Raw genomic sequence first — 24,604 nt, forward strand, 5'->3', positions numbered from 1 at the left:
CATGCAAAGCTCCTACAAGCCGTACAGCCATCTCGACAGCGTCACGAGGATTGATGAAATCCTCGACGCACCGGCAGGCAACTATGAAGAACGAGATTCCATTCCGTCCCGTGACAGCCTGACCTTCACCAACGGATTCTATGTGAACTGCACCTGTATTTTCATGGATATAAAAGGCTCGTCAGAGTTGCCTGCCAAGCACCAGCGACCGAGGTTGGCGAAAATCTACCGCTCATTCATTAGTGAGGCCGTAGCTGTATTGAATGGATCGTCGCTTTGCGCAGAGGTGAATATCCATGGCGATGCTGTATGGGCGGTCTACGAAGGAAAAGCAAAGTCAAATCTCGACTCCGCTTTCAGTAAGTGTGCAGAATTGTCGAGCCTCGTAAAGATTCTCAACTGCCGCTTGCAAAAGCGAAGCATCGAAGGCATCTCCGTTGGCATCGGAGCGGATTGGGGACGTGCCTTGATGATTAAGGCAGGCTACAAGGGAAGCGGAGTAAATGAAGTGGTGTGGATGGGCGACGTTGTCAACGGCGGAGCGAACATGTGCAAAAAAGCAAAGGAGGTTTCTTGGCAAACTGCATACCTCTGCGTCTCAGATGTCTTTTACCAGAATCTCAATGAACACAATCAGTCATTGCTGACAACGAACGGGTGGGGCTATCGGGGCGGGAACGTTATCAATACGGGAATGGAAGAGTGGTGGAAGAACAATTGTGCAACCTCATAACCCAATGGTTTGCACCAATCTGAGCGATGGCAAATGAAACAAACGACGGCGACACAGGTTTATCTAGGGCGAAAGCGATCATGACGGACATCGAAGCCACTACTCAGAAGACTGCCAATGGGAAAGCATCATCCCAGCGCACCAAGAAGCCAGAAAAGCTGACGCTGGCGAAGTTGGAGCGGCGGCTGTTTGAGGCTTGCGATATTCTTCGTGGGAACATGGATGCTTCGGAGTTTAAGGAATACATCTTTGGGATGTTGTTCCTGAAGCGGCTGAGTGACCAGTTTGATCATGACCGAGAGAAGCTGCGGCAGAAGTACACGAAGGACAAGCTGCGTGAGGATCTGATCACGAAGCAGCTTGAGAACCCGGACAAGTACGACTTCTACGTTCCTGATAAAGCTCACTGGAGCAAGATCAAGCACCTGAAGCAGTCCGTTGGTTCGGGGCTGAACAAGGCTTTGGCGGCTATCGAGGATGCCAACCCGGATACGCTGCAAGATGTGTTGAAGGCGATTAACTTCAACCGCAAAGTCGGCCAGCGGACGATGGACGACAGCATTCTGATCGAGTTCATCCAGCACTTCGATGAGATCCCGCTGTCCAACGACGACTTCGAGTTTCCCGATTTGCTAGGAGCGGCTTACGAGTACCTGATCAAATACTTTGCCGACAGTGCCGGGAAGAAGGGTGGCGAATTCTACACGCCTGCCGAAGTCGTCCGCATGATGGTGCATGTGCTGGAACCGCAGGAAGGCATGAGCGTCTGCGATCCTTGTGCCGGTTCGGGCGGTATGTTGATCCAGTCACGGCATTATGTCGAAGAGATCGGCGGCAATCCCCGAGACCTCTCGTTGGCCGGTCAGGAATTGAATGGCGGGACTTGGGCTGTCTGCAAGATGAACATGATCCTGCACGGCATTCGCAGTGCCGACATCCGGCAGGGTTGCACGCTGAAGAACCCTCAACATCGAGACAAAGCGACGGGTGAGATTCGTCGGTTTGATCGAGTGATCGCCAATCCGCCTTTTGCTCAAAACGCTCCCAAGAAGGCCGATGTTGAATTCCCCGAACGGTATCACACGTTCACGAAAGGCAAGAAGGCCGATCTGATGTTCGTGCAGCACATGGCTTCATCGCTGAAGAGCGATGGCAAGATGGCTGTGGTCATGCCGCACGGTGTTTTGTTTCGCAGCGGGGAAGAGAAAGACTGCCGCAAGCGGTTCATCAAGGAAGGCATCTTGGAAGCCGTCATCGGTTTGCCTGCCGGACTGTTCTATGGAACGGGCATCCCGGCCTGCGTGCTGGTCATCAACAAAGATGGAGCGAGCAAGCGGAAGAGCGTGCTGTTCATCAATGCCGATCTGGAATTCAAAGAGAGCAAGAACCAGAACTCGTTGCGGCCCGAAGACATCGAGAAGATTACTCACGTCTACCACAAGCATCTGGACGTGACGAAGTATTCTCGCAACGTGCCGATCAAGGAACTTGAGGACGAAGATTTCAACCTCAACATTCGTCGCTACGTCGATAACAGTCCGTCACCTGAACCGCATGACGTGCGAGCACACCTGCATGGCGGTGTGCCGTTGTCCGAGGTCGATGCACTTGGCCCGTACTTTGACAACTACGCTGGGCTGCGAGAACTACTGTTTCAGCCACGAGACGAAAACTACCTCGACTTTGCCGAGGCGATCCAAGGCAAGGACGACATCAAGCCGTTGATCGAATCGGCAGATGGCGTTCAGCAGAAGCACAAACAGTTTCATCAGGCACTCGATAAGTGGTGGAAGAAACACGTTAGCGAGATCGAGGCACTGCCCGACAACAAGAACGTGTTTGATCTTCGGCGACAGTTTCTTGGCAGTCTGGGCAAGGCGTTGGTGCCGCAAGGGATTCTCGATCTGCATCAGGTTCATGGTGCTTTGGCCGCTTACATGAACTCTCTGGCGGCAGACTTCAAATCGGTGGCGGCCAGCGGTTGGGGGCCTGAACTGATTCCTGAAGAAGACATCCTGCAATCACAGTTTCCTGAAGTGTTGGAAAAGATCGAGCAGGATCACGCTCGCATTGCTGAACTCGAAGCGTTGTTTGCGGCTGCCGATGCGAGTGAAGAGGGTGACGAACCGGAAGAGTCAGAGGACGGTGTTCTGCCAAAGGAATTGGTCAAATCACTGAAGGCAGACAAGAAGGAGCTAACCGCCATAGTCAAGCAGATCAAGAAGCAGGTGAAGTCCATGCGTCAGGACGCTAAGCGGATGGAGGCAGCCAATTATTCCAAAGCCGAGATCAACGAAAAACTTGCCGAAGCCAGTGACGACGAAGCGGAAGGAATCGACGTTCAGGAGCAGATTGAGAAGATTGACGAACAACTGGCACGACACTCTGCGTTGGAAACCGAACTAAAGACGCTGAAGGGCGGCATCAAGGAAGTCGGAAAACAGCGTGACGAACTGGTTACTGCCGCCCGTTCCAAAATCAGTGTGGATGAAGCAAAGCAGTTGATCTTGGAACGGTTCCAGCGAGTTTTGAGTGAACGGTTCGATGGGTATCTGCGTCAGTATCAGCGTGTTTTGACATCTGAAATTGAGAACCTGTGCGAGAAGTACGCTGTAACAACTGCGGCGATTCTGGCAGAACGAGATCAGGAAGCCGCCCAACTCAATCAGTTCTTGAAGGAGTTGGGATATGAGTAATCGACTTAGCGGTTACGACATCGAAATTCCTCCAGAATGGACTCTTGAGCGGGTGAGGGATTTGACATCAAGAGTCGGGAGTGGAATCACGCCTCGTGGTGGAAGTGACGTTTACCAAACCGAGGGTGTGCTTTTTATTCGCAGCCAGAATGTTCGATTTGAGGGTCTCGATCTTTCGGACGTGGCATTCATCGACCAAAAGACTCATCGGTCGATGGCCGGAAGCAAGGCGTTGCCATTTGATGTCCTGCTCAACATTACGGGGGCATCTATTGGCAGGTGTTGCGTCCTTCCAGATGGGTTGGGCGAAGCAAATGTAAATCAACATGTCTGCACCGTTCGGCTAGAAGAAGCAACGCCACAAGACGCCGAGTTCCTTTCCTCAACTTTGGCATCTCCCATTGGCCAGAACCAGATTTTTCGACTCAACGCTGGCGGGAACCGAGAAGGCTTGAACTACGAACAGCTTCGTGCCATTGAGGTTCCTTGGCCACGTCCGAATGAGAGAAAGAAGATCGCTCGGATTCTGACGACGCTGGACAACTTGATTGAGAAGACCGGAGCGTTGATTGCCAAGTATCAGGCGATCAAACAGGGGATGATGCACGACCTGTTCAGCCGAGGCGTTGACTCCAGCGGCCAACTTCGCCCCACCCAGGAACAAGCCCCCGACTTGTACAAGCAATCCGAGCTCGGATGGATTCCGAAGGAGTGGGATGAAGGTTGGCTTGCGGATGAGATCGGTCCCATAACAAGTGGTTGGAGTCCGCTTTGCGATTCTGTTCCAGCGACAAAGGATCAATGGGCAATTCAGAAGACCACGGTTTGCGTTTGGAGTGGTTACGACGAAACAGAAAACAAACGTCTGCCAGGTCACTTTCAACCCAGACCGCACTTAGAGGTTCAGAAAGACGACATACTGGTTACTCGCAAAGGACCGTTTGATCGAGTGGGCGTGGTAGTGCATGTCCACGAAACAAGACCGAAGCTCATGTTTCCAGATACAGTGTTCCGCCTTCGACTCAAGAACGAAAAAGATGTCCTTCCAGCATTCGTGCCCTTCGCACTGGGTTCGGACGCTGTTCAGTCTGACTGGTACGGTCGCAAGATTGGATTGGCTGATGCACAGGTCAACATCAATCACGGCATCCTCAAAACGACTTACTTTCCAAAACCAAAGCCGGATGAGCAGCAGATGATCGTTACCCGGCTCTCGCAAATACAGGGTCTAATTCGAGCCGAAGAAAAGCAACTCAATAAACTGAGTTCGGTAAAATCCGGCCTCGTGCAAGACCTGCTCACCGGCAAAGTCCATGTGAAAGTAGGCGAAGCCGAGGAGGTCGCTGCCCATGCCTGACTTCCAACAACGACCGTTCTCCATCCGCATCTTCGTGCCAGACGGCGATCCCGATGGTCTACGAATGGTCGAGAAATCGAACTGGACTGGCATCGGTGTCGTCTTCAAACGAACCGGCTACAAGCAGGTGGTCGGTCGGCCCGAGTTTGATCGCACGGGCATCTATGTGCTGGTCGGGTTCAGCGAAGACAGTGCGCTGCCCACGCTCTACATCGGTGAAGGCGATCCGGTCAAAGAGCGACTCAACCAACACTACAGCAAGAAAGATTTCTGGGACTGGGCGGTCTTCTTTGTCACCAAAGACACCAGCTTGAACAAAGCCCACGTCAAACATCTCGAATCCCGACTGCTGGAACTCGCCAAAACCGCCAAACAGTGCAAGCTCGACAACACCGGCTCCTCCTTGCCACCCACGTTGTCGGAAGCCGAACGTGCCGACATGGAGAGTTTTTTGCTGGATATCCTCAGCATCTTCCCGCTGCTGGGGCTCGGTGTCTTTGAGAAGACCGAAACAAAAAAGAAGCCCAAGAACTTGCTGTACATCGAAGCGAAGGGAATCAAAGCGACTGGCTATGAAGATGCAAAAGGTTTCGTCGTTATGTCCGGTTCCGAAATGGTGCTGCATGAGACCAACTCGATTCACAATTATCTGTCGGTGATGCGAAAGGATCTGATTGAGAAGTGCGTCGTTGAGTTGAGGTCAGATCGATACGTTTTCATTGAAGGCTATGCCTTCAGTTCGCCATCATCAGCAGCGGGGGTGATTAAAGGCGGTTCGGCAAATGGACGGGATGATTGGAAAGACAAGGATGGTGTGAGTTTGAAAACATTGCAGTCGGCTGCATCGACGAACGAGGACGAATGCGATGGCTGAATTGCCAATCAACATCGAAGACTTGCTGCGACAGCGAACGGTCGAAGGTGAGCGAATCGAGTACAAGACTGGGTGGAATCCGGCTCCGATCATGCGGACGCTGTGTGCCTTCGCCAACGATTTCGAGAACCTCGGTGGCGGCTATGTTGTCATTGGTCAGGACTGCGATGAATCAGGCCGTCCGGTTTTTCCTCCTGCTGGTGTGCCGGAGGATTCGCTGGATCGTATTCAACAGGAGTTACTGCGCTACTGTAACCAAATCCAACCACCCTATTTCCCGATCCTGAGCATCCAAACGGTCGAGAATCGGAATCTAATCGTGCTGTGGGCACCCGGTGGTCAGAATCGTCCTTATTCGGTGCCACGAGATGTGACGGCAAGCCACAAGGAAAAGCACTACTACATCCGCCGGTATTCGAGCACGGTGCAGGTGGTCGAGAACAGCGAAGATCAAAGAGAACTATTGAGTCTGACGGCTACCGTTCCCTTCGATGATCGGCAATGCCAACGGGCGACGATTGACGATCTGAAGATTTCGTTGATCCGTTCGTATTTGAATGAAGTTGGAAGCGATCTATTGAGCGAAGTGGATGAATTGTCGCTGGTGAACATCTGCCGACAGATGCAGATCGTTGATGGCGGCGACGAAGTGGTTCGGCCTCGGAATATCGGGGTGCTGTTTTTTAGCAATGACCCTGCAAAGTTCCTGCCCGGTGCTCAGATTGATGTCGTGATCTTTCCCGATGGGGCTGGCGGCGATGAATTGATCGAGAAGACGTTTGAAGGTCCGATTGATCAACAGATTCGTTCGGCGCTGCGATATGTGCAAAATGAGGTGGTTGTGGAAAAGGTCATCAAGCTGCCGGATCGACCTGAAGCGAAGCGGTTTTTCAATTATCCTCTGGCTGCGATTGAGGAGGCTTTGGTCAACGCCATGTACCATCGTGGCTATGACACACCGGAACCGGTGGAAGTGCGAGTGAATCCTGATCGCATCGAGATCGTCAGCTACCCCGGCCCCGATCCGTCGATTCGGCCCGAGCATTTACGGGACGGCTTGGTGGTCGCACGGCGTTATCGAAATCGGCGGATTGGCGAGTTCTTTAAGGAGCTTGAACTCACCGAAGGGCGTGGAACGGGCATCCCGAAGATCAAGCGAGTGATGGTGTCCAATGGGTCGCCGGAGCCAAGTTTCAGCACCGACGATATCCGCAGCCATTTCTTGGTGGTGTTACCGATGCACCGAGAGTTCTCGATTGATTCTTCGTCTGATGAACTTTTGTCGCTATCGGCAATGGAATCGAACATTCTGGAAATTCTGGAATCGGGCGAGCTTGGCCGAAGTGAATTGGCGGATCGGCTGGGAGTGAGTAGCCGGGCGGGGTCAATGAAAAGAGCGATTGATCGGCTCATCGACGTGAAGCTCATCGAATTCACGCTCCCAGAAACGCCTCGAAGTCCGAATCAGCGGTTGCGTCTACCAGCCAGAAAGAGTGACTCATGACGTGTGATTGGCCCATGCTGGCCCATGCTGGCCCATGTTCGGCCCAAGGTAAGAAACGATTGAAAACACGACGATTGAGCCTAATGGCAGGCAAAAGCTGGTGCAAACGAACAGAAGATCGAATCGAAACGGCTGAGGCCAAACCGAAACAAAATCAGGATCAAGTCGGAAAAGAATAGACAAATGGCAAGAATCGAAAATCACAAATACAGCATCGAAGAAGCATTCCGTGAGTGCTTTTACGTCGTCCCCGATTACCAACGTGAATATGTCTGGTCCGACAAGGAAGTTCAGCAACTTCTCGATGACATCAACGATCAGGTCGATGTTAGCTCCGACATGGAATACTTCGTCGGCATGATTCTCGTGTCACCGGGCGCTCGCAAGAATCAATTCGAGGTCATCGATGGTCAACAGCGGCTCACGACATTTTTCCTGCTGTTGTGTGCGATGCGGCATCGATTCAAGAGCAGTCCGCAGCACTACCAGCTTGTCAACGAACTGATCTCAACCAGTTACGCCACCAAGACAGGTGACATCGAAACGAGTTTGAAGCTGGACCCACGTTACGAGAACGCCAGCGAGTTGATGAAGTGCCTTGTGGAGCAAGATGATGTGCCGCAAAAGGTCAGTGCGGCAGTTCAGAGTAGCGGGATTCCACGGTTTGGTTCGCTAGACAACTTGCTGAACGCATACGGGACGATCTATCGGTATCTGGAAGACAACTACGAGGATGAAAAGGAACTCAAGAAGCTGTGGGGATTCCTTGCCAATAATGTTGTCTTCATCCAAATCTCAACCGATGTCAGTAGCGCACTGAAAATCTTCGAGACGATCAACGAGCGTGGCGTTGGTCTGAACCCAATGGACTTGCTGAAGAACTTGCTGTTCACAAATGTAAAGCTGGGCGAGTTCACAAAGCTGAAGAATGAGTGGAAGAAGATCACGGGACCGCTGGAAAAAGGCAAGGAAAAGCCGCTTCGATTCCTGCGTTACTTCCTGATGGCCAATTACAAGATCACGAACAAGGACTCGATTGTTCGTGAAGACCAGATTTATGATTGGTTCGTTGACAAAGAGAACGCCAAGCTGTGCGGCTACACGCAAGAGCCGTTTGTGTTTGTCAGAAAGATCATTCGCAATGTTGAGCAGTATCTCGACTTTGCCGAAGGTCGTGGGAACGACGGCAAAAGTAACACTCCAATGGAGAACCTGAAGAAGCTGTGCGGTGGTGCATTTAGTTTGCACTATGTGCTGCTGCTTGCTGTCTCGAACCTACCGAAACCTCTGTTTGATCATTTCGTTCAGCAGCTAGAGAGCTTTCTGTTCTATTACATCTTCACAAAGACACCGACGAAGGAGTTGGAACGCAGCTTTTCCCAATGGGCCGACGAACTTCGGGCCGTCGCTGAATTGACGGATGAAAAAGAACAAAGGCAAAAGCTGAACGAGTTTATTGAAAACCGTTTCCAAGCCAGCATGACCTCGAAGGGAAAGGAGCTTCACGATGCTCTCAAACGGTACACCATTCGTTCGATGCAGCAGTACCGAACTCGTTACTTGCTCGCCAAACTCACGCAGCATGTGGACATGGCTTACAAGGGTGTGAAGACGCCGGGCAGTCTTCACGAGTACACGGTTTTGGAAATGGAACATATCCTGCCGAACAATCCAGAGGCGGATCTTCGGCTATCGTTCACCTCTCAGAATCCGAATTGCGACTACGACGAGTACAAGGTTCGCCTTGGGAACTTCACGCTGCTTGAAAAGCCCATCAACATTGTGGCCAGTAATGGGTTTTTCGATGACAAGAAGGCTGAATACAGGAAGTGCAAACATTACCTGACCAGCAGCATCGTTGAGCTTACTGAGGTCGGGAAGAACTCCAGCATCACACGGATTAACGAGAAACTAAAGCCGTTCGCTGATTGGACGGCGGCAAGTATCGATGAGCGACAGGAGATGCTTGCCGAGTTGGTGAAGGATGTGTGGAAAACATCGTTGATTGAGGTTTCTTAAGCATGTCCGAATACCACTTCGTCGAAAAGCCGTTTCTCGATCAGTTGAAGCAACTGGATTGGGACATCATTGATCAGGGGCCAGCGTTCCCGACTGATCCGGCGAAGAGTCTGCGCAGCAATTTCCGGGAAATCTTCCTGCGAGACAAGTTCTTCGAGTATGTACGCAAAATTAACACCACGGAAGACGGGCAAACTTGGCTGACGGACAAGCAACTTGAAGAAGTTTACGAGGACGTTTCTGGAAGGACGACCGGAAGCCTCATTGAGATCAATGAAGCCGTTCAGCAGCTTCTCTATCGAACTCAGGTTGACGAAAACGAACTGACTGGCGAGCAATACCCGAACGTCCAACTGATCGACTTCCAAAATCCACTCAACAACAACTTTCTGGCGATCAATCAGTTTCGCATCGACACGCCGGGTTGCGTCAAGTCGTGCATCATTCCCGACATTGTTTTGTTCGTGAACGGGATTCCGTTGGTGGTGGTGGAAGCCAAGGACATCAACCAGATCGAATCCAACCCAATGTACGAAGCGTTCCGCCAGTTGATGCGGTACAGCGGGCAACGACAAGGCACTCACGACGCTGGACTGCGAGAGGGTGAGCCGAAGCTGTTCCATGCAAATCAGTTCATTATTCGCACTTGCGGGGACCACTGCGAGTTCGGGACTGTCACCTCCACCGAAGAAGAGTATTTCTACCCTTGGCGTGACATCTACCCCGAGAAATATCGCACCTACGAAAAGCCACTTGGGAAAGAACGGCAGCAGGAGTTGCTGATTCAGGGGATGCTGCCCAAGGAAACCTTGCTGGACATCGTGCGGAGTTGCACCGTGTTCATGGATGTGGGCAAGACACGGGCCAAAATCGTCTGCCGCTATCAGCAGTACCGTGCCATGTTGAAAATCATCGCCCGTCTTCGCAAAGGCGATACACCGATGGAACGGTCAGGCGTCATCTGGCATACGCAAGGATCGGGGAAATCCCTTTCGATGGTGTTCGTCATTCGCAAACTGCGGATGTGCGATGACTTGAAGGATTTCAAGGTTTGCCTGATCAATGACCGCCGTGACCTCGAACAGCAACTCGGTGAAACGGCAACTTTGAGCGGCGAGAAAGTCACCTACATCACCAGCACGAAGGATCTGAAGGAGAAACTTGCAACCGACACGTCCAATCTGAACATGATCATGGTTCACAAGTTCAACGAGGCTCAGAACAAGGATGTTCCCGATTACCTCGATGACGCTTTGGACATTCCTCAGTACGAGAACTTCGGTGTGGTGAACTCGTCCGAGCGAATTCTGCTGATGATTGACGAGGCTCATCGGTCTCAGGCTGGTGATCTCGGCGACAACTTGTTCGAGGCGTTTCCACAGGCGACTCGCCTTGCCTTCACGGGAACACCGCTCATTGCCGTGAAAGATGGTCAGATCGTCGGACAGAAGACGGCCAAACGATTCGGCGGCTACATCGACAAGTACAAGTTGCAGGATGCCGTCGATGATGGTGCGACGGTTCAGATTCTCTACGAAGGCAAGACAGCCGATTCGGCCATCGACAAGAAACATGAGTTCGATACCAAGGTCGATGACGCCGCCCGAAAGCATATCGAGTCGCAGCTTCGGAAGGCAGAGAATGTCGCTGCCCTGAAGCGGATGGCTAAACGTGACGCCAAGCCGTTTGATGATCTGGTCAAGGAACGCACGGCTGAAGAGATACTGGCACTGAAACAGAAGTGGGGAACCACGGGCGACATTCTGGAAGCGGATGAGCGGATCGAAGCCATCGCCGAGGATCTCGTGGATCACTACATCGAAAACATCCTTCCCAACGGCTTCAAGGCTCAGGTCGTTTGCACGTCCAAGATGGCGGCGATCAAGTACAAGGAGTTCATCGACAAGGCTCTGGCTGCAAGATTGGCTTTCGAGGAAGCGAAACCACCAAAGAGCGTTTACGTCCGTGAACCCGAATCATCGCTTCATGCCGAAGGTTCGACTGAGGGTTTGATGATCGCAGCCGAATCGCCCGCCTCATCCGAATTCGGCAGTCGAGATGATGAACTGTGCAAGCAGATACGATTGTTGCAATCTGTTGTCGTGATTTCCGGCGACGGGACCAATGAAGCTGCCGTGATCACTGCCGCTCGCAAACACGCCCGAGAAGTGAGTGCGGTCGATAACTTCAAGCGAGCCTTCAACTACGATGATCCCGAAAAGGCCAATACGGGAATCGCCTTCCTGATTGTCTGTGACATGCTGCTTACCGGCTTCGATGCGCCGGTCGAACAGGTCATGTACATCGACAAGAAGGTGAAGAACCACAATCTGCTACAGACCATTGCCCGAGTGAACCGGATCGCTAAAGGCAAGAGCCGTGGCTTCATCGTTGACTACATCGGATTGTCGAACCACTTGAAGGACGCCCTGTCGATTTATGCGTCCGAGGATCAGAAAGACCTCGAAGAGTCACTCCAGAACATCAGCGTCGAACTTCCCGTTCTTCAGGACCGTTACCGCCGTCTGATCAATCTGTTTGTGGACAACGGTGTCAAGAACATCGAGGATTTCGTTGAGCAAAAGATCAGCAATCGCACAGATGAGTTCGCTGCTCTGGAAAAAGCCATCGAGTGCATGGAGGACATCAAGCAGCGGTCGAACTTTGAGGTGTACTTCAAGAAATTCATGCAAAGCATGGATATCATTCTCCCAAACGCCGCAGCGAATCCCTACAAGATTCCGGTCAAACGGTTCGGGTATATCTTCGTGAGGGTCAGGGATCGCTACAAAGATGACACTCTGACGATTTCCGGCGCTGGTGAGAAGGTGAAGAAGCTGATCGACGAGCACCTGATCAGCCTCGGCATCAATCCGAAGATCCCGCCTGTCGAATTGTTTTCATCTCAGTTCATTCAGGAAGTGGAAAAGAACACTTCGCCGAAAGCCAAAGCGAGCGAAATGGAACACGCCATTCGCAAGCACTGCAAAGTGAAGTTTGACGAAGATCCGGCTTTTTACGCAAAGCTAAGCGAAAAGCTGGAAGCCCTGATCAAACAGCACAAAGACAACTGGGATCAGTTGGTCGGCGACTTGTTCGGTCTTCGAGGCGAAGCAGAGGCGGGACGCAAGGAAGAGATCGAAGGCGTGAGCGCTGAGGCGGCTCCGTTCTACGATTTGGTTGGTCAACTGGCTTTCACCGAGAAGTCCGTACCTTCTGATTGTGCGGACACAGTGAAACAACTGGTGTCAGATGTGATTGACCACTTGCAGTCAAATATCGACATAATCGATTTCTGGAATCGCCCCACCGAAGTCAGTCGTCTTCGTGGTGAGTTGTCCGATTTGATGCTGGCAACAGGCGTCGATCAGGTGATTGAAAACGCCGACAAGCTCGTGGCTGAGATCACCCAGCTTGCGAAGAACCGAGAAAGGGACATTCTCAAGCCATGAGGAACTTCAAGGACATCGAGTACACGCTGAAACGCAGCGACCGAAAGACCGCCAGTATCTATATCGAGCGGGACGGTCAGGTGTCTGTTCTTGTGCCGAAGGGACTCTCCAAAGCTCGAATCGAAGAACTGCTCGAATCCAAACGCAAGTGGATTTATCGCAATCAGGCTGAGTGGCACGACCTGAATGCCACGAGGGTTCAACGGGAGTACGTCAACGGCGAAGGCTTTCTCTACCTCGGTCGAACCTACCGGTTGAAACTGGTCGATCAGCAGGATGAACCGTTGATGCTCAAGAACGGTTACTTCTGTTTGATGTCGAACAACGGTTCCGTCCCAGACGCAGATTCGGCATTCAAGGAGTTCTATCGAACCAAAGGTAAGGACCGAATTCCAGATCGGGTCGCATTTTTTGAGCGAAGAATGGGCGTCAAATCGAAATCCATCACGGTCATGGAGTTAAAGAACCGCTGGGCTTCCTGCACGCCGGGAGGCAAGCTGAATTTCCACTGGAAGTGCATGATGGCCCCGCCAACCGTCCTTGATTACATCGTTGTCCATGAACTCGCCCACCTAATCCACGCCAATCACACCGAAGCATTTTGGAACGAAGTAGACAAAGTGCTCCCAGATTACGGCGACAGGAAGGAATGGTTGAGGATTCATGGGGCGGGGATGGACTTGTAGCATGAAACGAATAAAAGAAATCGTGACCGACGTTCCAACCATCCCCGGAGAACTGTTTGCCAAGTTTCAAACCAGCTTCTACTCCGACCCACGAGATGTGGCGTTTAAAGCGTTGGGAGTGGAGTGAATATGGAGAACAATAGATGACAGGAGTAGATCGAAACCTGTTTTTGCGACAGTATTCAAAGGCAATTGCAGATGACACTGCGGCGGTCTTTGTGGGTGCTGGGCTTTCTAGGCCATCCGGTTATGTGGATTGGCGTGAATTGTTGCGAGACATAGCGGAAGACTTGAAACTGGACATTGACCGGGAAACGGATCTCGTTGCAATCGCTCAGTATCACCTGAACAAAGTTGGCACCCGATCAGACCTGAATCAACTTCTGATTGACGAGTTCACAAAGGACGCAACGCTTACAGAAAACCACCACCTCTTGGCTTCTCTGAGCATCGATACCGTCTGGACAACCAATTACGACGACTTGCTGGAGAGAGCCTATACAGATGGGGGAAAAAAGATCGATGTCAACCTGACCAAAGAGAACCTTGCCGTCACTGTTCCGGGTAGGAAAGTCACCATCTACAAGATGCACGGTGACAAGACGATGCCAGAAGATGCTGTGCTAACGAAAGAAGACTACGAGGCATACGACACAAAGCGTTCACTTTTTTCAACCAGTCTTCGGGGCGATTTGGTTGACAAGTCATTCCTGTTCTTGGGCTTCAGCTTCACAGACCCAAACATTGACTACATTTTGAGTCGCATTCGCAACTTGCTTGGCGAAAACCAGCGTCGTCACTACTGCATCATGAAGTCTGTTGCGAAACCCACGGGTCGCAGCAAAAAGGCGACTGAGAGCTACGATTACGAGTGCAATAAACTGCAACACCGCATTGCGGATTTTAAGCGATATTCCATTCAAGCTGTCATGATTGACGAATACTCCGAGATCACGGGCATCCTTGCTGAATTGAATCGCCGTAGTCATTTGAAGGAAGTGTTTGTCTCGGGAAGTGCCGAGGACTTCTCCCCGTTTGGCGATGTTCGATTACCTCGCCTCAGCCACCTCTTGGGTGAGAAGCTAATCCGTGAAGGATTCAACATTGTTTCAGGATTTGGCCTCGGGATAGGCGGATCAGTCATTCAAGGTGCTATGCAGAACCTCGGACATAACGACGAGAGCCGTCTTCAACTCCGTCCGTTCCCGCAGAAACCACCATCGGGCATGTCTCTTGCTAATTACTGGACTGCCTATCGTCATCGTATGATTTCCAACGCAGGCAGTTGCGTCTTCATTGCAGGCAACAAGAAAGACTCGTCAGGCAACGTCGTTGAGGCAGATGGCGTGATCGAGGAGTTTGACATCTGTTGTAAACAAGGGAAGTTCCCAATTCCGATTGGGGCGACCGGCCACTCCGCAAAGCGACTATGGGAACGGATGCACGCATCTTTAGACAGCTACTTTCCGGGCGGCGGAGTTACGGGCCATTTCGACACAATTGGCAATGAACGCAAGTCGGATGAGCAGATTGTGGACGCTGTAATCGCAATTCTTAAACGCATTTCTCGTTGAGGGAGACGATATGGCTCGCAGGGTCTACTTTGCATTCCACTATCAAAACGATATCAGCCGTGTGAACGTCGTGCGCAACAGTTGGCTTACTCACAAAGATCGAGAGTCGGCGGGATTCTTTGATGCTTCCCTCTGGGAGACGGCTAAGAAGAATGGTGATGCTGGCATTAGGCGAATGATTCAAAACGGTCTGGACGGTACTTCTGTGACTGTTTTTCTCCTCGGCTCTGAAACAGCACGGCGTCCTTGGGTGAGGTTTGAGCTTGAAGAGAGCTACAAAAGAGGAAATGGAATGCTGGCGATTCGGATCAACGGAATAAAGAGCCTTCAGGGGCTCACAAGCGCAAACGGTGAAAACATTTTTGCGACATTCACGATCAACGATGCTCAGGGGAACCAGCGGTATCTCAGTGACTATTACAGCCTGTATGATTGGGGACTGAATGACGGCTACAGGAACATAGGAACATGGGTCGAACAAGCAGCAAAAGCTGCTGGCAGATAGCAGAAGACGAATCCAGAAGCAAAACTTTTTTGAGGAATGACAAATGGCCCGACGTGTATTTTTCAGTTTTCACTATCAACGTGATATTTGGCGAGTAAACCAGATTCGCAGCATTCCAAACGTAACGGGCGTTGCGGCTGCTGGATGGGCAGATGCGTCACTCTGGGAAGAGGCGAAGAAGAAAGGTGATGCAGCGATCAAAAAAATGATTGACGATGGGCTGAAGAACACAAGCGTCACGATTGTCTGCATCGGCTACAAGACGGCGGGAAGGAAATATGTCAATTACGAGATCGAGAAGTCGATTGAACGTGGAAATGGGATTCTCGGGTTGAAAATTCATCACCTGAAGGACAAGGACGGCAACATCGATCCTGAAGGGCTGATTCCTGCAAAACTGACCAGTGCAGGGGCAAAGGTCTATAAATACGACAACATGACTAAGTTGGCAGAGTGGGTCGAAGCTGCTGCGAAGGCGGCTGGAAAGTAGGAAGACTCATGGAAAGCGAAAACTCATCAGTGCCGTTTACAGGGTGGCGATCAAATCTTGCGGCATTGGTGGCAGGAGCGATTCTTTTCGGATTGATCGCCAACGCCACAGGCATGTGGCCCTATGTGCTCATACTTTGCGCAGCCATAGTTTTTGTCTCTTTAATACGATTCGTTCCTGAAAAAACATCACGGGTTATGTTCGTCGGTGGCATCGGAGGATGTCTGGGTGTGGCTGCGGTGATCATGGCTGGTTTGTTCGCAAGCCCCTCAAACGACGGCGTGGACATCGAAGATAGAACAGATTGGGAACCGCCCAAAGAAGAATTGAGTCCACAAGAACTACTCGCACTTGATTGGTCGTCATACGATCTAAATGCCCATTGGCCCGTCGCCAGCTTGATGCTTGAGCTTTCTGATATTGCCTACCTTCCGCCTTCAACAGCCAGAGCGAAAATTCAAGAACTTGGATGGGAATCAGAGTCGATCAACGCTGGTTCCATGCAAGGTTACGTCATCGATGCTGGTGACGATTCCATCGTGACATTTCGTGGCACTGAGGGGCACGAGTATGACATCGTTCAAGACCTCCGATTTATTGGAGTGAATACTGAACAGGGCTCGATGCACGGAGGCTTCGCCAAGGGTTACGACTTGATGCACGATCAAGTGGTCGAACTTCTGAAGCGATACCAGACAAAGCGTGTTTGGCTGACTGGTCATAGTTTGGGAGGTGGATTGGCGGTCGTGTGCGCTCACCGATTGCTGGAAGAATCCACTTACCCAATTGCTGGCATGATGACTTTTGGGCAACCGAAAGTTGTTCGAAGCCAATTGGCGGGATACCTTGGACCGAAACTAAGCGGCAAATATGTTTTCTTCGTGAATGACATGGACCCAGTGACTCGTGTGATCAGCCCCTATGAACACTTCGGACACATGGTGCGATGGAACGACAACGACATCGAGCGATCACAAATGTTGTTGATGTCAACAGGGCCAGACTCTCCCGCCGCAGGACAAGAGGCTGGGTACATTGAAGAGATGACTCATGCGGATTTCCAAGAGCTTCTTCGTTCTGTTGAAGAATCGAGCACGCCAAAGTTCGACGAGAACGGCAATCAATTGGTCCAAGGTTTCGTTCCAAACGTTTTCGATCACTACCTCGATGCCTATCGGGAAATGCTCGATCAATTACGGACTCATTCGAATCGGTAGGTTCGAGACTTTGTTGTATCACCACGATGGTAAGACTTGCGTGTTCCCAACCTGTACGGCAATCGCAGTATCAAGCCATTGATCATTCAATTGAGGTGTTTTCCGATGAATCGACTTACTGGACACCGGAGTAGTTAAGTGAGCGATCCGGCATCCATCAACGTCCTTCTCACCCAAGCCCAGCGCAAAGTCGTTGCTGATCTTCTGCCGAAATTCTCCGACCGTCTGAAGCTCGACGAGAAGAATCCTCGCACGATCTCCTTCACTTCAAAAGAAATTGAATCGATCCGAGATAAGGCTGCGGCTGCTCGCCCCCATGCCAAAAACGGCATGATCCGAAACTCTCTGCGGCATGTCGTCGATGCCGTCACCAAAGCCCTCGAAGAAGTCGAAGGCATCGGTTCGATTCCTGCCTCCGAGCGTGTCTACCAATTCAAGATCACGCTACTTGAATCCCAACCTCCAATCTGGCGACGAATTCAGGTCAAAGACTCGACGTTGGACAAGTTCCACGAACGCATCCAGACGGCAATGGGATGGACGAACTCAAACCTTCATCGGTTCGAGATCGAGAACGAACGCTACGGTGATCCTGAACTACTCGATGATGGGTTCGAAGACTTCGAGTGTGTCGATTCGACCGTAACGAAGATCAGCGAGATCATCCCCAAAGATGGCAATCGATTCCAATTCCTTTACAAGTACGACTTCGGTGACGGTTGGGAACACGAAGTCTTATTCGAGGGGTGCTTGAAAGCCGAGAAAGGTGGTCGGTATCCCGTGTGTGTTGAAGGTGAAAGGAATTGTCCACCAGAAGATGTTGGTGGAGTCTGGGGCTATGCCGAGTTCCTTGAAGCCATCGCCAATCCGAAACACGAGCAGCATGATGATTTTGTAGAATGGGCAGGCGACTTCGATTCTAAAGAGTTCGATGCTGGCGAAACAACCAAGACCATGCGGCGTGGATTGCCGGAATGGAGGCAGTACAGATGAGAAAAGGCCACTGCGGAAGTACGACGGCGAAGACCGTGACTGGCTGCCCATCGACCAAAGACCTCCGAACGGTCCAACCCTTTCCGACTAGCGGCCAGATTTATACGAATTTTGGATTGACACTCCCGACACTAGAAAAACAGATCGGCATGGAAGCGGGTAAAGCGTACTCCTATGTTCTCAGCACGGTGAAACCCGACCACGACAAACTCAGATTCGAGCAGCACGGTTCAGCACCAAACTTTCAGGGAGGATTGCTGACACTTTGCACATGTAAGCACCAGATGCGAGCGAATCGATCCGCTGACGATTGGCAGGGTATCTGGATCGCTGGCTTCACGAGTCGCACGATCTACGACGGGAAACACTGGCTGTTCTACCTCGCTAGGATCGACTCAGCACACGAATCACACGCCGATCTATGGCAAGCGATGAAGGCTCGAACTCGTAATGCCAAGGTCGCTGATCGTCACTTCCTTGGTGATATCTTCAGGCCGAAATCGCCTCTGCCCACGGGCAGCGCACGATTCACACCCAATCGTTACATCACACCGTCTGCACATGCCCATCGCCAGCATCGAGGAGACAGAGGTTGGCGAAACGACATCAACTATCGACACGCAGACAGGTACAGACACCCGCCGTTGTTGGTTGCTGATCCGAGCATGACCTTCATTTGGGACGAACCGCTGATCTTCTTTGCACGCAACCACTGCCGCAATTTTTACAAATGGTCGTCATTCTCTGAACTCGTTTCCAATTTGAGGGCGTCGAGATGAACAGGAAGGCTGTGCTTCTTCGTGTCGGGATTGATTCAGGCTGCGGCGGCATTCAGAGTCCGCTGTTCGCTGACGGCTCCTTTGAATTTGTCTGTATTCCCGACAACAAGCAGGTAAGCATCCACAGGTACGGCAACCTCGTCGGAAAGAACGGTCGCCCTCATTCTGACTATTTCCCAGTCCGAAAGCAGGAATCGGTTGCCAAGAAGTGTATTCACCTTGACCCGGAATTTGAGACCTTCACCTACGGCGACCCGACTACACCGAAACGCTCATTGCGAAAACTGGAAAGAGGTGACTACCTGATTTTTTACTGCGGGTTGCAGGAGTGGGACGAGGAAACTGGCTGGCATACTGACACGCCTCCTGCTCTATACCTTGCTGGCTATTTCGTGGTTGAACTGGCTGGCATGGCAGCGGACTTCACGAAGACGACACTGAAGAAGGAGTTTGGCAAGAACTTCCATGTTCGCTACCCAACCGTCTTCGAAAAACAGCATGATGATCTGGTGTTGGTCAAAGGAGGCCCGGAAAGCCGCCTGCTGGAGAAGGCCCATCGAATCAGTTCTGTCGGGGAGGATCGAGCCGGAAAACCGCTGAAGGTGCTGTCACCACAGATGCAAAAGGTATTTGGCACCTTCGGCGGCAGGGTCTCAATCCAGCGAAGTCCGCCACGATGGGTGGAACCGGAATTCGTTGAGAAGGCGATCAAATTTGTTACGAAGTTATCATGACCTTCGACCTCCGCATTGGCATCGATTACTCAGGCAGGGAAACGCCAACTTCCCGCACACCGGCGTTGCAGGTCTACTCCAAGGCAATCACTTCATGAATGGCAACTACCGACATACGCAGCGAGCGCCGCTCTGCTTGCTCGTCTACGGCACAGCCGTCATGTTCCTCGTGTTGGGCTGCGTCTTGCGCAACGAGCCGGTGATTCAATGGGTTTTTCCACTCACTGGCTTGCTGATGCTCATTCTTGCCGCTTCGTTGCATCATCTCACGGTCGAAGACGAAGGAGACCGACTTACGATCAGTTTCGGGCCAATCCCTTTGTTTCGACGATCAATCAAGTACGAGAACATCGCCAGCGTCGAAATTGGGCGGACAACAATCCTCGACGGTTGGGGCATCCACATGAGTTTCCGAGGAGGCTGGGTTTGGAATGTCTGGGGTCGAGACTGTGTAGTGCTGCGGTTGCGAAAGGGTATCCTACGAGTAGGAACAGATGACGCCGATCAGCTTTCGGAGTTTCTGAATCGCCGATTAACTGAGCAAGAACCCACTTCAAGAGGAAGATAACACATGATTCCACGAACGCTGCTGCTGATCGTCTTTCTTGGGGGCTCGCCACTCATGGCCGAGGATCGCATCTTGTTTAAGTTCGACCAGCCAGAATCCGCCAAGGCATGGCAGACCGTCAACGATGGCGTGATGGGTGGCCGCTCCGATGGCCGCTTCAAAATCAACGATGAAAAGAACATGGAGTTCTTCGGAACGCTGTCGCTGGAGAACAACGGCGGCTTCGCATCGGTGAGATCGAGAGAAGCCAAGTTGGGGCTCGAAAAAGACGATTCAATTGTGATTCGAGTTCGTGGCGACGGTCGTGATTACACCTTCCGTCTCGATGTGCCAAGGAGCATCGGGAGACTTTCTTATCGACAGTCGTTCAAAACCAAGAAGGACGAATGGATCGAAGTGACGTTGCCAATGGAGAAGTTTGTGGCAACTTGGCGAGGACGAGTGTTTCCGAATGAGAAGTTTGATCCCAGCAACGTAACTGGAATGGGAATTCAACTCAGTGACAAGAAGCCGGGACCATTCAAGCTGGAAGTCGAGTGGATCAAGGCCAGTCAGTTGACGCCTCAAACATCAAATCCAGATTCAGAATGATTTCAAAAGGGAACCACATGACACACATCAAAATCGTTGCAACAATCGTCGCATTTTTTGCCGTTACAGCGTTCGTCTGGGCCTCGGAGTCGGAAGGGATTCGAGCGAAGGCTAAAGCGATGCAGCGGGAAGCTGCCGAACTCGCCGAACGTGGGTACAAAGAAGAAGCCGAGAACCTTGAGCGCAAATCTATGGCTTTGCTCGAAGAAGCCGAACATCTGGAGCGTCACCGTCCGAATCAACGTGAAGCCGATATTCGTGAAATGGAAGAACGGCTGGAGAGGCTGCGATTGGAAGAGAGGGAACTGGACCGGATCGGCGGCAAGGAAGAACGACTTGGCGACGTTCGCCGTGAAGCTGAAAGAGTCGAACGAGAATTACATGAGATTTCCCATGATGAGCACCACGAACACGATAGTTCGCCCGAAGATATTGCCCGCCGTTTGGAACACATGCGGATCGCTGTCGAGCACCTCAACCATGCTGGATTGCACGACATCGCAGAACATGTCGCAGAAAGAGCGGAGGCCACAGAGCGAGAATTACACGAGCATCATCGCCATCACGACGGCGATCCGATCCATGCGATCATGAAACAACTGGACGAGATTCGGCACGAGGTTGGGCGACTGCGTGATGAAGTGAATGAACTCAGGGAGAAGCGGTAATGTCCCCGCTGTGGAAGTCCCTTGCCTTTGTTGCGCTCATTGCTTGCGTACCATCGGTACGTAGCTCAGCGACAGATTTGGAATGGGCCCGAGTCTCGGAAGATGGCAGGGGCTTCGTACTTGGCGATTCGGGGAGACCATTCATTCCATGGGGATTCAACTACGATCATGAAGGCGACGGGCAACTCCTCGAAGACTATTGGGACGACAAATGGCCCACGGTTGAATCAGCATTTCGGGAGATGAAAGAGCTTGGGGCCAATGTGGTCCGCATTCATCTTCAGTTCGGCACGTTCATGGAGAGTCCGACCGAACCACGGCAGCATTCTCTTAGTCAACTTGCCCGGCTCGTGAGATTGGCCGAACAAACGGAGTTGTACATCGATCTCACCGGGCTCGGCTGCTACCACAAACAGGACGTACCGGAATGGTACGACAAACTGCCCGAGCAGGATCGCTGGGCAGCGCAGGCCGTCTTCTGGGAAGCCGTCGCCAAGACATGCGCCGACAGTCCAGCCATCTTCTGCTACGACCTTATGAACGAACCGGTTGTTCCCGGTGGAGACAAGAAGCGTGACGATTGGCTCGGGCCGGGATTCGGTGATAAGCACTTCGTGCAGTTCATCGCTTTGGACCGGAAAAACAGGAACCGGCCAGACGTTGCCCGGAATTGGATTCGTAACCTAGTCATGGCGATCCGCAAGCACGATAAACGGCATCTCATAACAGTGGGCCTCGTCCCGTGGAGTCTGGATCGGCCCGGTCTGACTTCTGGGTTCGTCCCTGACAAGATCGCCGCCGACCTCGACTTTATCGCAATGCACATCTATCCCGAAAAGGGGAAGGTGGCTGATGCCATTGAGACCGTGAGAGGATTTGCGGCAGTAGGCAAGCCGGTCGTCATTGAAGAAACCTTCGTCCTGAAATGCGGTGCCGACGAACTGGAAGAATTTATCGACGCATCACGTCCATTTGCTACTGGCTGGATTGGCTTCTACTGGGGCAAGACACCGGACGAGATACGCCCAGCAAAGACGATCCCGGAGGCTCTCACATTAAGTTGGCTGGAGTTGTTTCAGAAGAAACGCAGTCAGGTTCTTGGACATGCTTTACTTGCAAATGGCGTCACCGCACATCGGGGCAATTCGGGCGAGTATCCCGAGAACACGATGCCCGCATTCCAAAGCGGGATTGATGTTGGAGCCGACTGGATCGAACTCGACATCTTTCGCACCAAGGATGGCCAGCTTGTCGTCACACATGATCGGACGACAAATCGTGTCGGAGATCAGGATATTGTCGTTGCAGAAGCCGTATACGAAGAACTGGCAGAGGTTGATGTCGCCACCGATTTTCGGCAACGAACCGGCAAGACCGTGGCAGAATGTCCGCCACAGCGAATTCCGCTGCTGAAAGATGTTCTGCGGTTGGTCATGAAGCAGGACCGCACCCGAGTATCCATCCAGCCCAAGATGGACTGCGTGGCCGATGCTGAGGTGTTACTCAAAGAGATGAAAGCCGAGCGATGGGTCGGATTCAACGACGGGAATCTTGAGTACATGACCGAGGTGAAACGGCTTGCACTTGACATCCCCGTGTTCTGGGACCGAGGCAAAGACACAAACATCGATGCCGACATTGCCATCGCCAAGAAGCATGGCTTCGAGGCTTTGGTCGTGCAACATGAAGGCGTCACAACCGAAAAGGTGCAGAAGATCAATGCCGCAGGGATCGAGGTCGGCGCATGGACTGTGAATGACCGGGCCACCATGAAGCGGCTGCTTGCCGCTGGTGTCGAACGAATCTATACAGATCACCCTCGCCTGCTTCTCTTGTTGAAGTCGGAGCAGTAACCCGACAACCGGAAATCATGGCATGGGATATCCACCCGATGATGACAGAAAAAGAGAAGATGTTGGCGGGAGAGCTTTACGATGCCCTCGACCCAGAATTAGTGGAAGCCAGAGAGCGAGCACGGGATCTGTGCCACGACCTGAATGCGACTGGTGAGCGTGAGCAGGCCGTTCGACGCCGAATCGTGTCAGAGTTGTTGGGCGGCGGTGGAGATTCTGTCTGGATGCAACCGCCCTTCTACTGCGATTATGGAAGCAACATCTATCTTGGCGAGCGGGTGTACTTCAATTTCAACTGTGTGGTTCTTGATGTGTGCGAAGTGAAGATCGGCGACTTCACATTCTTTGGTCCAGCCGTACAGATTTACACGGGCACTCATCCCATGGACGCTGAACTTCGCCGCACTCAGGAGTTCGGCAAACCTGTTTCCATCGGTTCCGATGTCTGGGTTGGAGGTGGGGCTATCATTCTTCCCGGCGTGAGGATCGGTTCAAAGACCGTGATCGGTGCCGGAAGCGTAGTCACCAAGGACATCCCAGATGGTGTCGTTGCTGCCGGAAATCCATGCCGCATAATTCGACAGGTTGTCGAGAGTGATCGTGCCTAATCCTCAACGGGTTTGCGTTTCTGCGCCAACAACCACTCGTAGAACTTGGGGTTTTTGTAGGTCTCGGTCCAAGAGTCGTGTCCGGCCTCGGGATACACGGTCAGCTTCGGCTCACCGCCTTCTTCTTTCATTGCGTCAATCATTTCCTGTGAGCGTTCGAGAGGGACGCCAGTATCTTTGGCTCCATGAAAAGCCCATGTGGGCAAATGTGGAAAGCGACGTGCCCAGTATTTTTCTCCACCGCCGCAAATCGGAGCAATGGCTGCAAAGCGATCTGGCGTGAATGCCGCTAGTCGCCATGTTCCGAAACCTCCCATGCTCAGACCGGTAACATAGATGCGATCCTCATCGACTTTGTGAGTTTTGATGACCTGATCGAGTAACGCTGTCAGTTCAATCGGCTCCCACCAAACATCCTTGGGGCACTGCGGCGACACAACAACAAGCGGAAAGTCTTTGCCTTCGCCAATCAGTTTCGGTGGACCATGCTTCTTCACCAATTCAAGATCATCGCCTCGTTCTCCAGCCCCATGTAGAAACAAGACCAACGGCCACGAGTCCTGCTTGTCATAGCCCTTGGGCAAAGACAACAGGTAGTTCATCTCAACTTTGACGGTTGTGTCTAATCGCTGTGAAGTTTGGCGGGAGTCATCGGCGAAAACCAATGCTGGTAGCATTGCTACCACAAAGAGTAGTGTGATTT

At 51.9% G+C, this 24,604-nt stretch carries 21 protein-coding genes; 19 read left to right on the top strand and 2 right to left on the bottom strand.

Annotated elements, in window-relative coordinates; translation table 11 throughout:
- The first annotated feature begins 1 nt into the window (after position 1).
- The 15 genes from SV7mr_RS09315 to SV7mr_RS25250 all read left to right on the top strand — a co-directional run bounded on the left by SV7mr_RS09315 (position 2) and on the right by SV7mr_RS25250 (position 19,613).
- Positions 2-733, top strand: a complete 732-nt coding sequence (locus SV7mr_RS09315; protein WP_145271343.1) for an adenylate/guanylate cyclase domain-containing protein — start codon at positions 2-4, stop codon at positions 731-733.
- A gap of 26 nt (positions 734-759) precedes the next feature.
- Positions 760-3,429, top strand: a complete 2,670-nt coding sequence (locus tag SV7mr_RS09320; protein ID WP_419188311.1) for a type I restriction-modification system subunit M — start codon at positions 760-762, stop codon at positions 3,427-3,429.
- Positions 3,422-4,786: a restriction endonuclease subunit S gene (locus SV7mr_RS09325; RefSeq protein WP_145271345.1), complete on the top strand. Its 1,365-nt coding sequence runs from the start codon at positions 3,422-3,424 to the stop codon at positions 4,784-4,786. Before SV7mr_RS09320 ends, SV7mr_RS09325 begins: the two co-directional genes overlap by 8 nt.
- A complete protein-coding gene (locus SV7mr_RS09330) occupies positions 4,779-5,660 on the top strand; it encodes a GIY-YIG nuclease family protein (protein ID WP_145271347.1) in 882 nt (293 codons plus the stop codon). The genes SV7mr_RS09325 and SV7mr_RS09330 overlap by 8 nt, the downstream gene beginning before the upstream one ends.
- Positions 5,653-7,164, top strand: a complete 1,512-nt coding sequence (locus SV7mr_RS09335) for an ATP-binding protein (protein WP_145271349.1) — start codon at positions 5,653-5,655, stop codon at positions 7,162-7,164. The genes SV7mr_RS09330 and SV7mr_RS09335 overlap by 8 nt, the downstream gene beginning before the upstream one ends.
- Before the next feature lie 183 nt (positions 7,165-7,347).
- Positions 7,348-9,183: a DUF262 domain-containing protein gene (locus SV7mr_RS09340; RefSeq protein ID WP_145271351.1), complete on the top strand. Its 1,836-nt coding sequence runs from the start codon at positions 7,348-7,350 to the stop codon at positions 9,181-9,183.
- A 2-nt stretch (positions 9,184-9,185) separates the two neighbouring features.
- Positions 9,186-12,635 (top strand): type I restriction endonuclease subunit R, encoded by a 3,450-nt coding sequence (locus SV7mr_RS09345; RefSeq protein WP_145271354.1) that lies wholly within the window; start codon positions 9,186-9,188, stop codon positions 12,633-12,635.
- The gene (locus tag SV7mr_RS09350; protein WP_145271356.1) at positions 12,632-13,321 is read left to right on the top strand and encodes a M48 family metallopeptidase; all 690 of its coding nucleotides are present in this window, start codon (positions 12,632-12,634) and stop codon (positions 13,319-13,321) included. The genes SV7mr_RS09345 and SV7mr_RS09350 overlap by 4 nt, the downstream gene beginning before the upstream one ends.
- A 1-nt stretch (position 13,322) precedes the next feature.
- Complete coding sequence (locus SV7mr_RS25240; RefSeq protein ID WP_419188522.1) at positions 13,323-13,448, top strand: hypothetical protein; 126 nt, start codon at positions 13,323-13,325, stop codon at positions 13,446-13,448.
- Between the two features lie 163 nt (positions 13,449-13,611).
- Entirely contained in the window at positions 13,612-14,895 is a 1,284-nt protein-coding gene (locus SV7mr_RS09355; RefSeq protein ID WP_419188312.1) for an SIR2 family protein, read from the top strand.
- A 10-nt stretch (positions 14,896-14,905) separates the two neighbouring features.
- Positions 14,906-15,400: a TIR domain-containing protein gene (locus tag SV7mr_RS09360; RefSeq protein WP_145271361.1), complete on the top strand. Its 495-nt coding sequence runs from the start codon at positions 14,906-14,908 to the stop codon at positions 15,398-15,400.
- Between the two features lie 43 nt (positions 15,401-15,443).
- On the top strand, positions 15,444-15,890 hold the full coding sequence (locus tag SV7mr_RS09365) for a TIR domain-containing protein (protein ID WP_145271363.1): 447 nt from the start codon (positions 15,444-15,446) through the stop codon (positions 15,888-15,890).
- Positions 15,891-16,135: 245 nt separating this feature from the next.
- Positions 16,136-17,107, top strand: coding sequence for a lipase family protein (locus SV7mr_RS09370; RefSeq protein WP_419188313.1), 972 nt, complete (start codon positions 16,136-16,138; stop codon positions 17,105-17,107).
- Positions 17,108-17,245: 138 nt separating this feature from the next.
- Positions 17,246-18,100, top strand: a complete 855-nt coding sequence (locus tag SV7mr_RS09375; protein ID WP_419188314.1) for a plasmid pRiA4b ORF-3 family protein — start codon at positions 17,246-17,248, stop codon at positions 18,098-18,100.
- Between the two features lie 775 nt (positions 18,101-18,875).
- Positions 18,876-19,613 carry an Nmad3 family putative nucleotide modification protein gene (locus SV7mr_RS25250; RefSeq protein WP_419188315.1) on the top strand — a complete coding sequence of 246 codons (738 nt, stop codon included), beginning with the start codon at positions 18,876-18,878 and terminating at the stop codon, positions 19,611-19,613.
- A gap of 73 nt (positions 19,614-19,686) precedes the next feature.
- On the opposite strand, the gene SV7mr_RS09385 is transcribed toward SV7mr_RS25250, so the two are convergent.
- Positions 19,687-19,878, bottom strand: coding sequence for a hypothetical protein (locus SV7mr_RS09385; RefSeq protein WP_145271369.1), 192 nt, complete (start codon positions 19,876-19,878; stop codon positions 19,687-19,689).
- Positions 19,879-20,184: 306 nt separating this feature from the next.
- On the opposite strand from SV7mr_RS09385, the gene SV7mr_RS09390 reads away from it, so the two are divergent.
- From SV7mr_RS09390 to SV7mr_RS09405, 4 genes are read left to right on the top strand one after another with little or no spacing between them, the layout of a single operon-like run.
- Complete coding sequence (locus SV7mr_RS09390) at positions 20,185-20,772, top strand: CIA30 family protein (RefSeq protein ID WP_419188316.1); 588 nt, start codon at positions 20,185-20,187, stop codon at positions 20,770-20,772.
- A 17-nt stretch (positions 20,773-20,789) separates the two neighbouring features.
- Complete coding sequence (locus tag SV7mr_RS09395) at positions 20,790-21,440, top strand: hypothetical protein (RefSeq protein ID WP_145271371.1); 651 nt, start codon at positions 20,790-20,792, stop codon at positions 21,438-21,440.
- Positions 21,440-23,293: a glycerophosphodiester phosphodiesterase family protein gene (locus SV7mr_RS09400; RefSeq protein ID WP_145271373.1), complete on the top strand. Its 1,854-nt coding sequence runs from the start codon at positions 21,440-21,442 to the stop codon at positions 23,291-23,293. Before SV7mr_RS09395 ends, SV7mr_RS09400 begins: the two co-directional genes overlap by 1 nt.
- Before the next feature lie 38 nt (positions 23,294-23,331).
- Positions 23,332-23,901 (top strand): sugar O-acetyltransferase, encoded by a 570-nt coding sequence (locus SV7mr_RS09405; RefSeq protein ID WP_145271375.1) that lies wholly within the window; start codon positions 23,332-23,334, stop codon positions 23,899-23,901.
- Here SV7mr_RS09405 and SV7mr_RS09410 read toward each other — a convergent pair.
- On the bottom strand, positions 23,898-24,578 hold the full coding sequence (locus SV7mr_RS09410; protein WP_145278254.1) for a carboxylesterase family protein: 681 nt from the start codon (positions 24,576-24,578) through the stop codon (positions 23,898-23,900). The two genes, SV7mr_RS09405 and SV7mr_RS09410, sit on opposite strands and share 4 nt — an antisense overlap.
- Positions 24,579-24,604 lie beyond the last annotated feature (26 nt).

Source organism: Stieleria bergensis (assembly GCA_007745635.1).
GTDB classification, from domain to species: Bacteria; Planctomycetota; Planctomycetia; order Pirellulales; family Pirellulaceae; genus Stieleria; species Stieleria bergensis.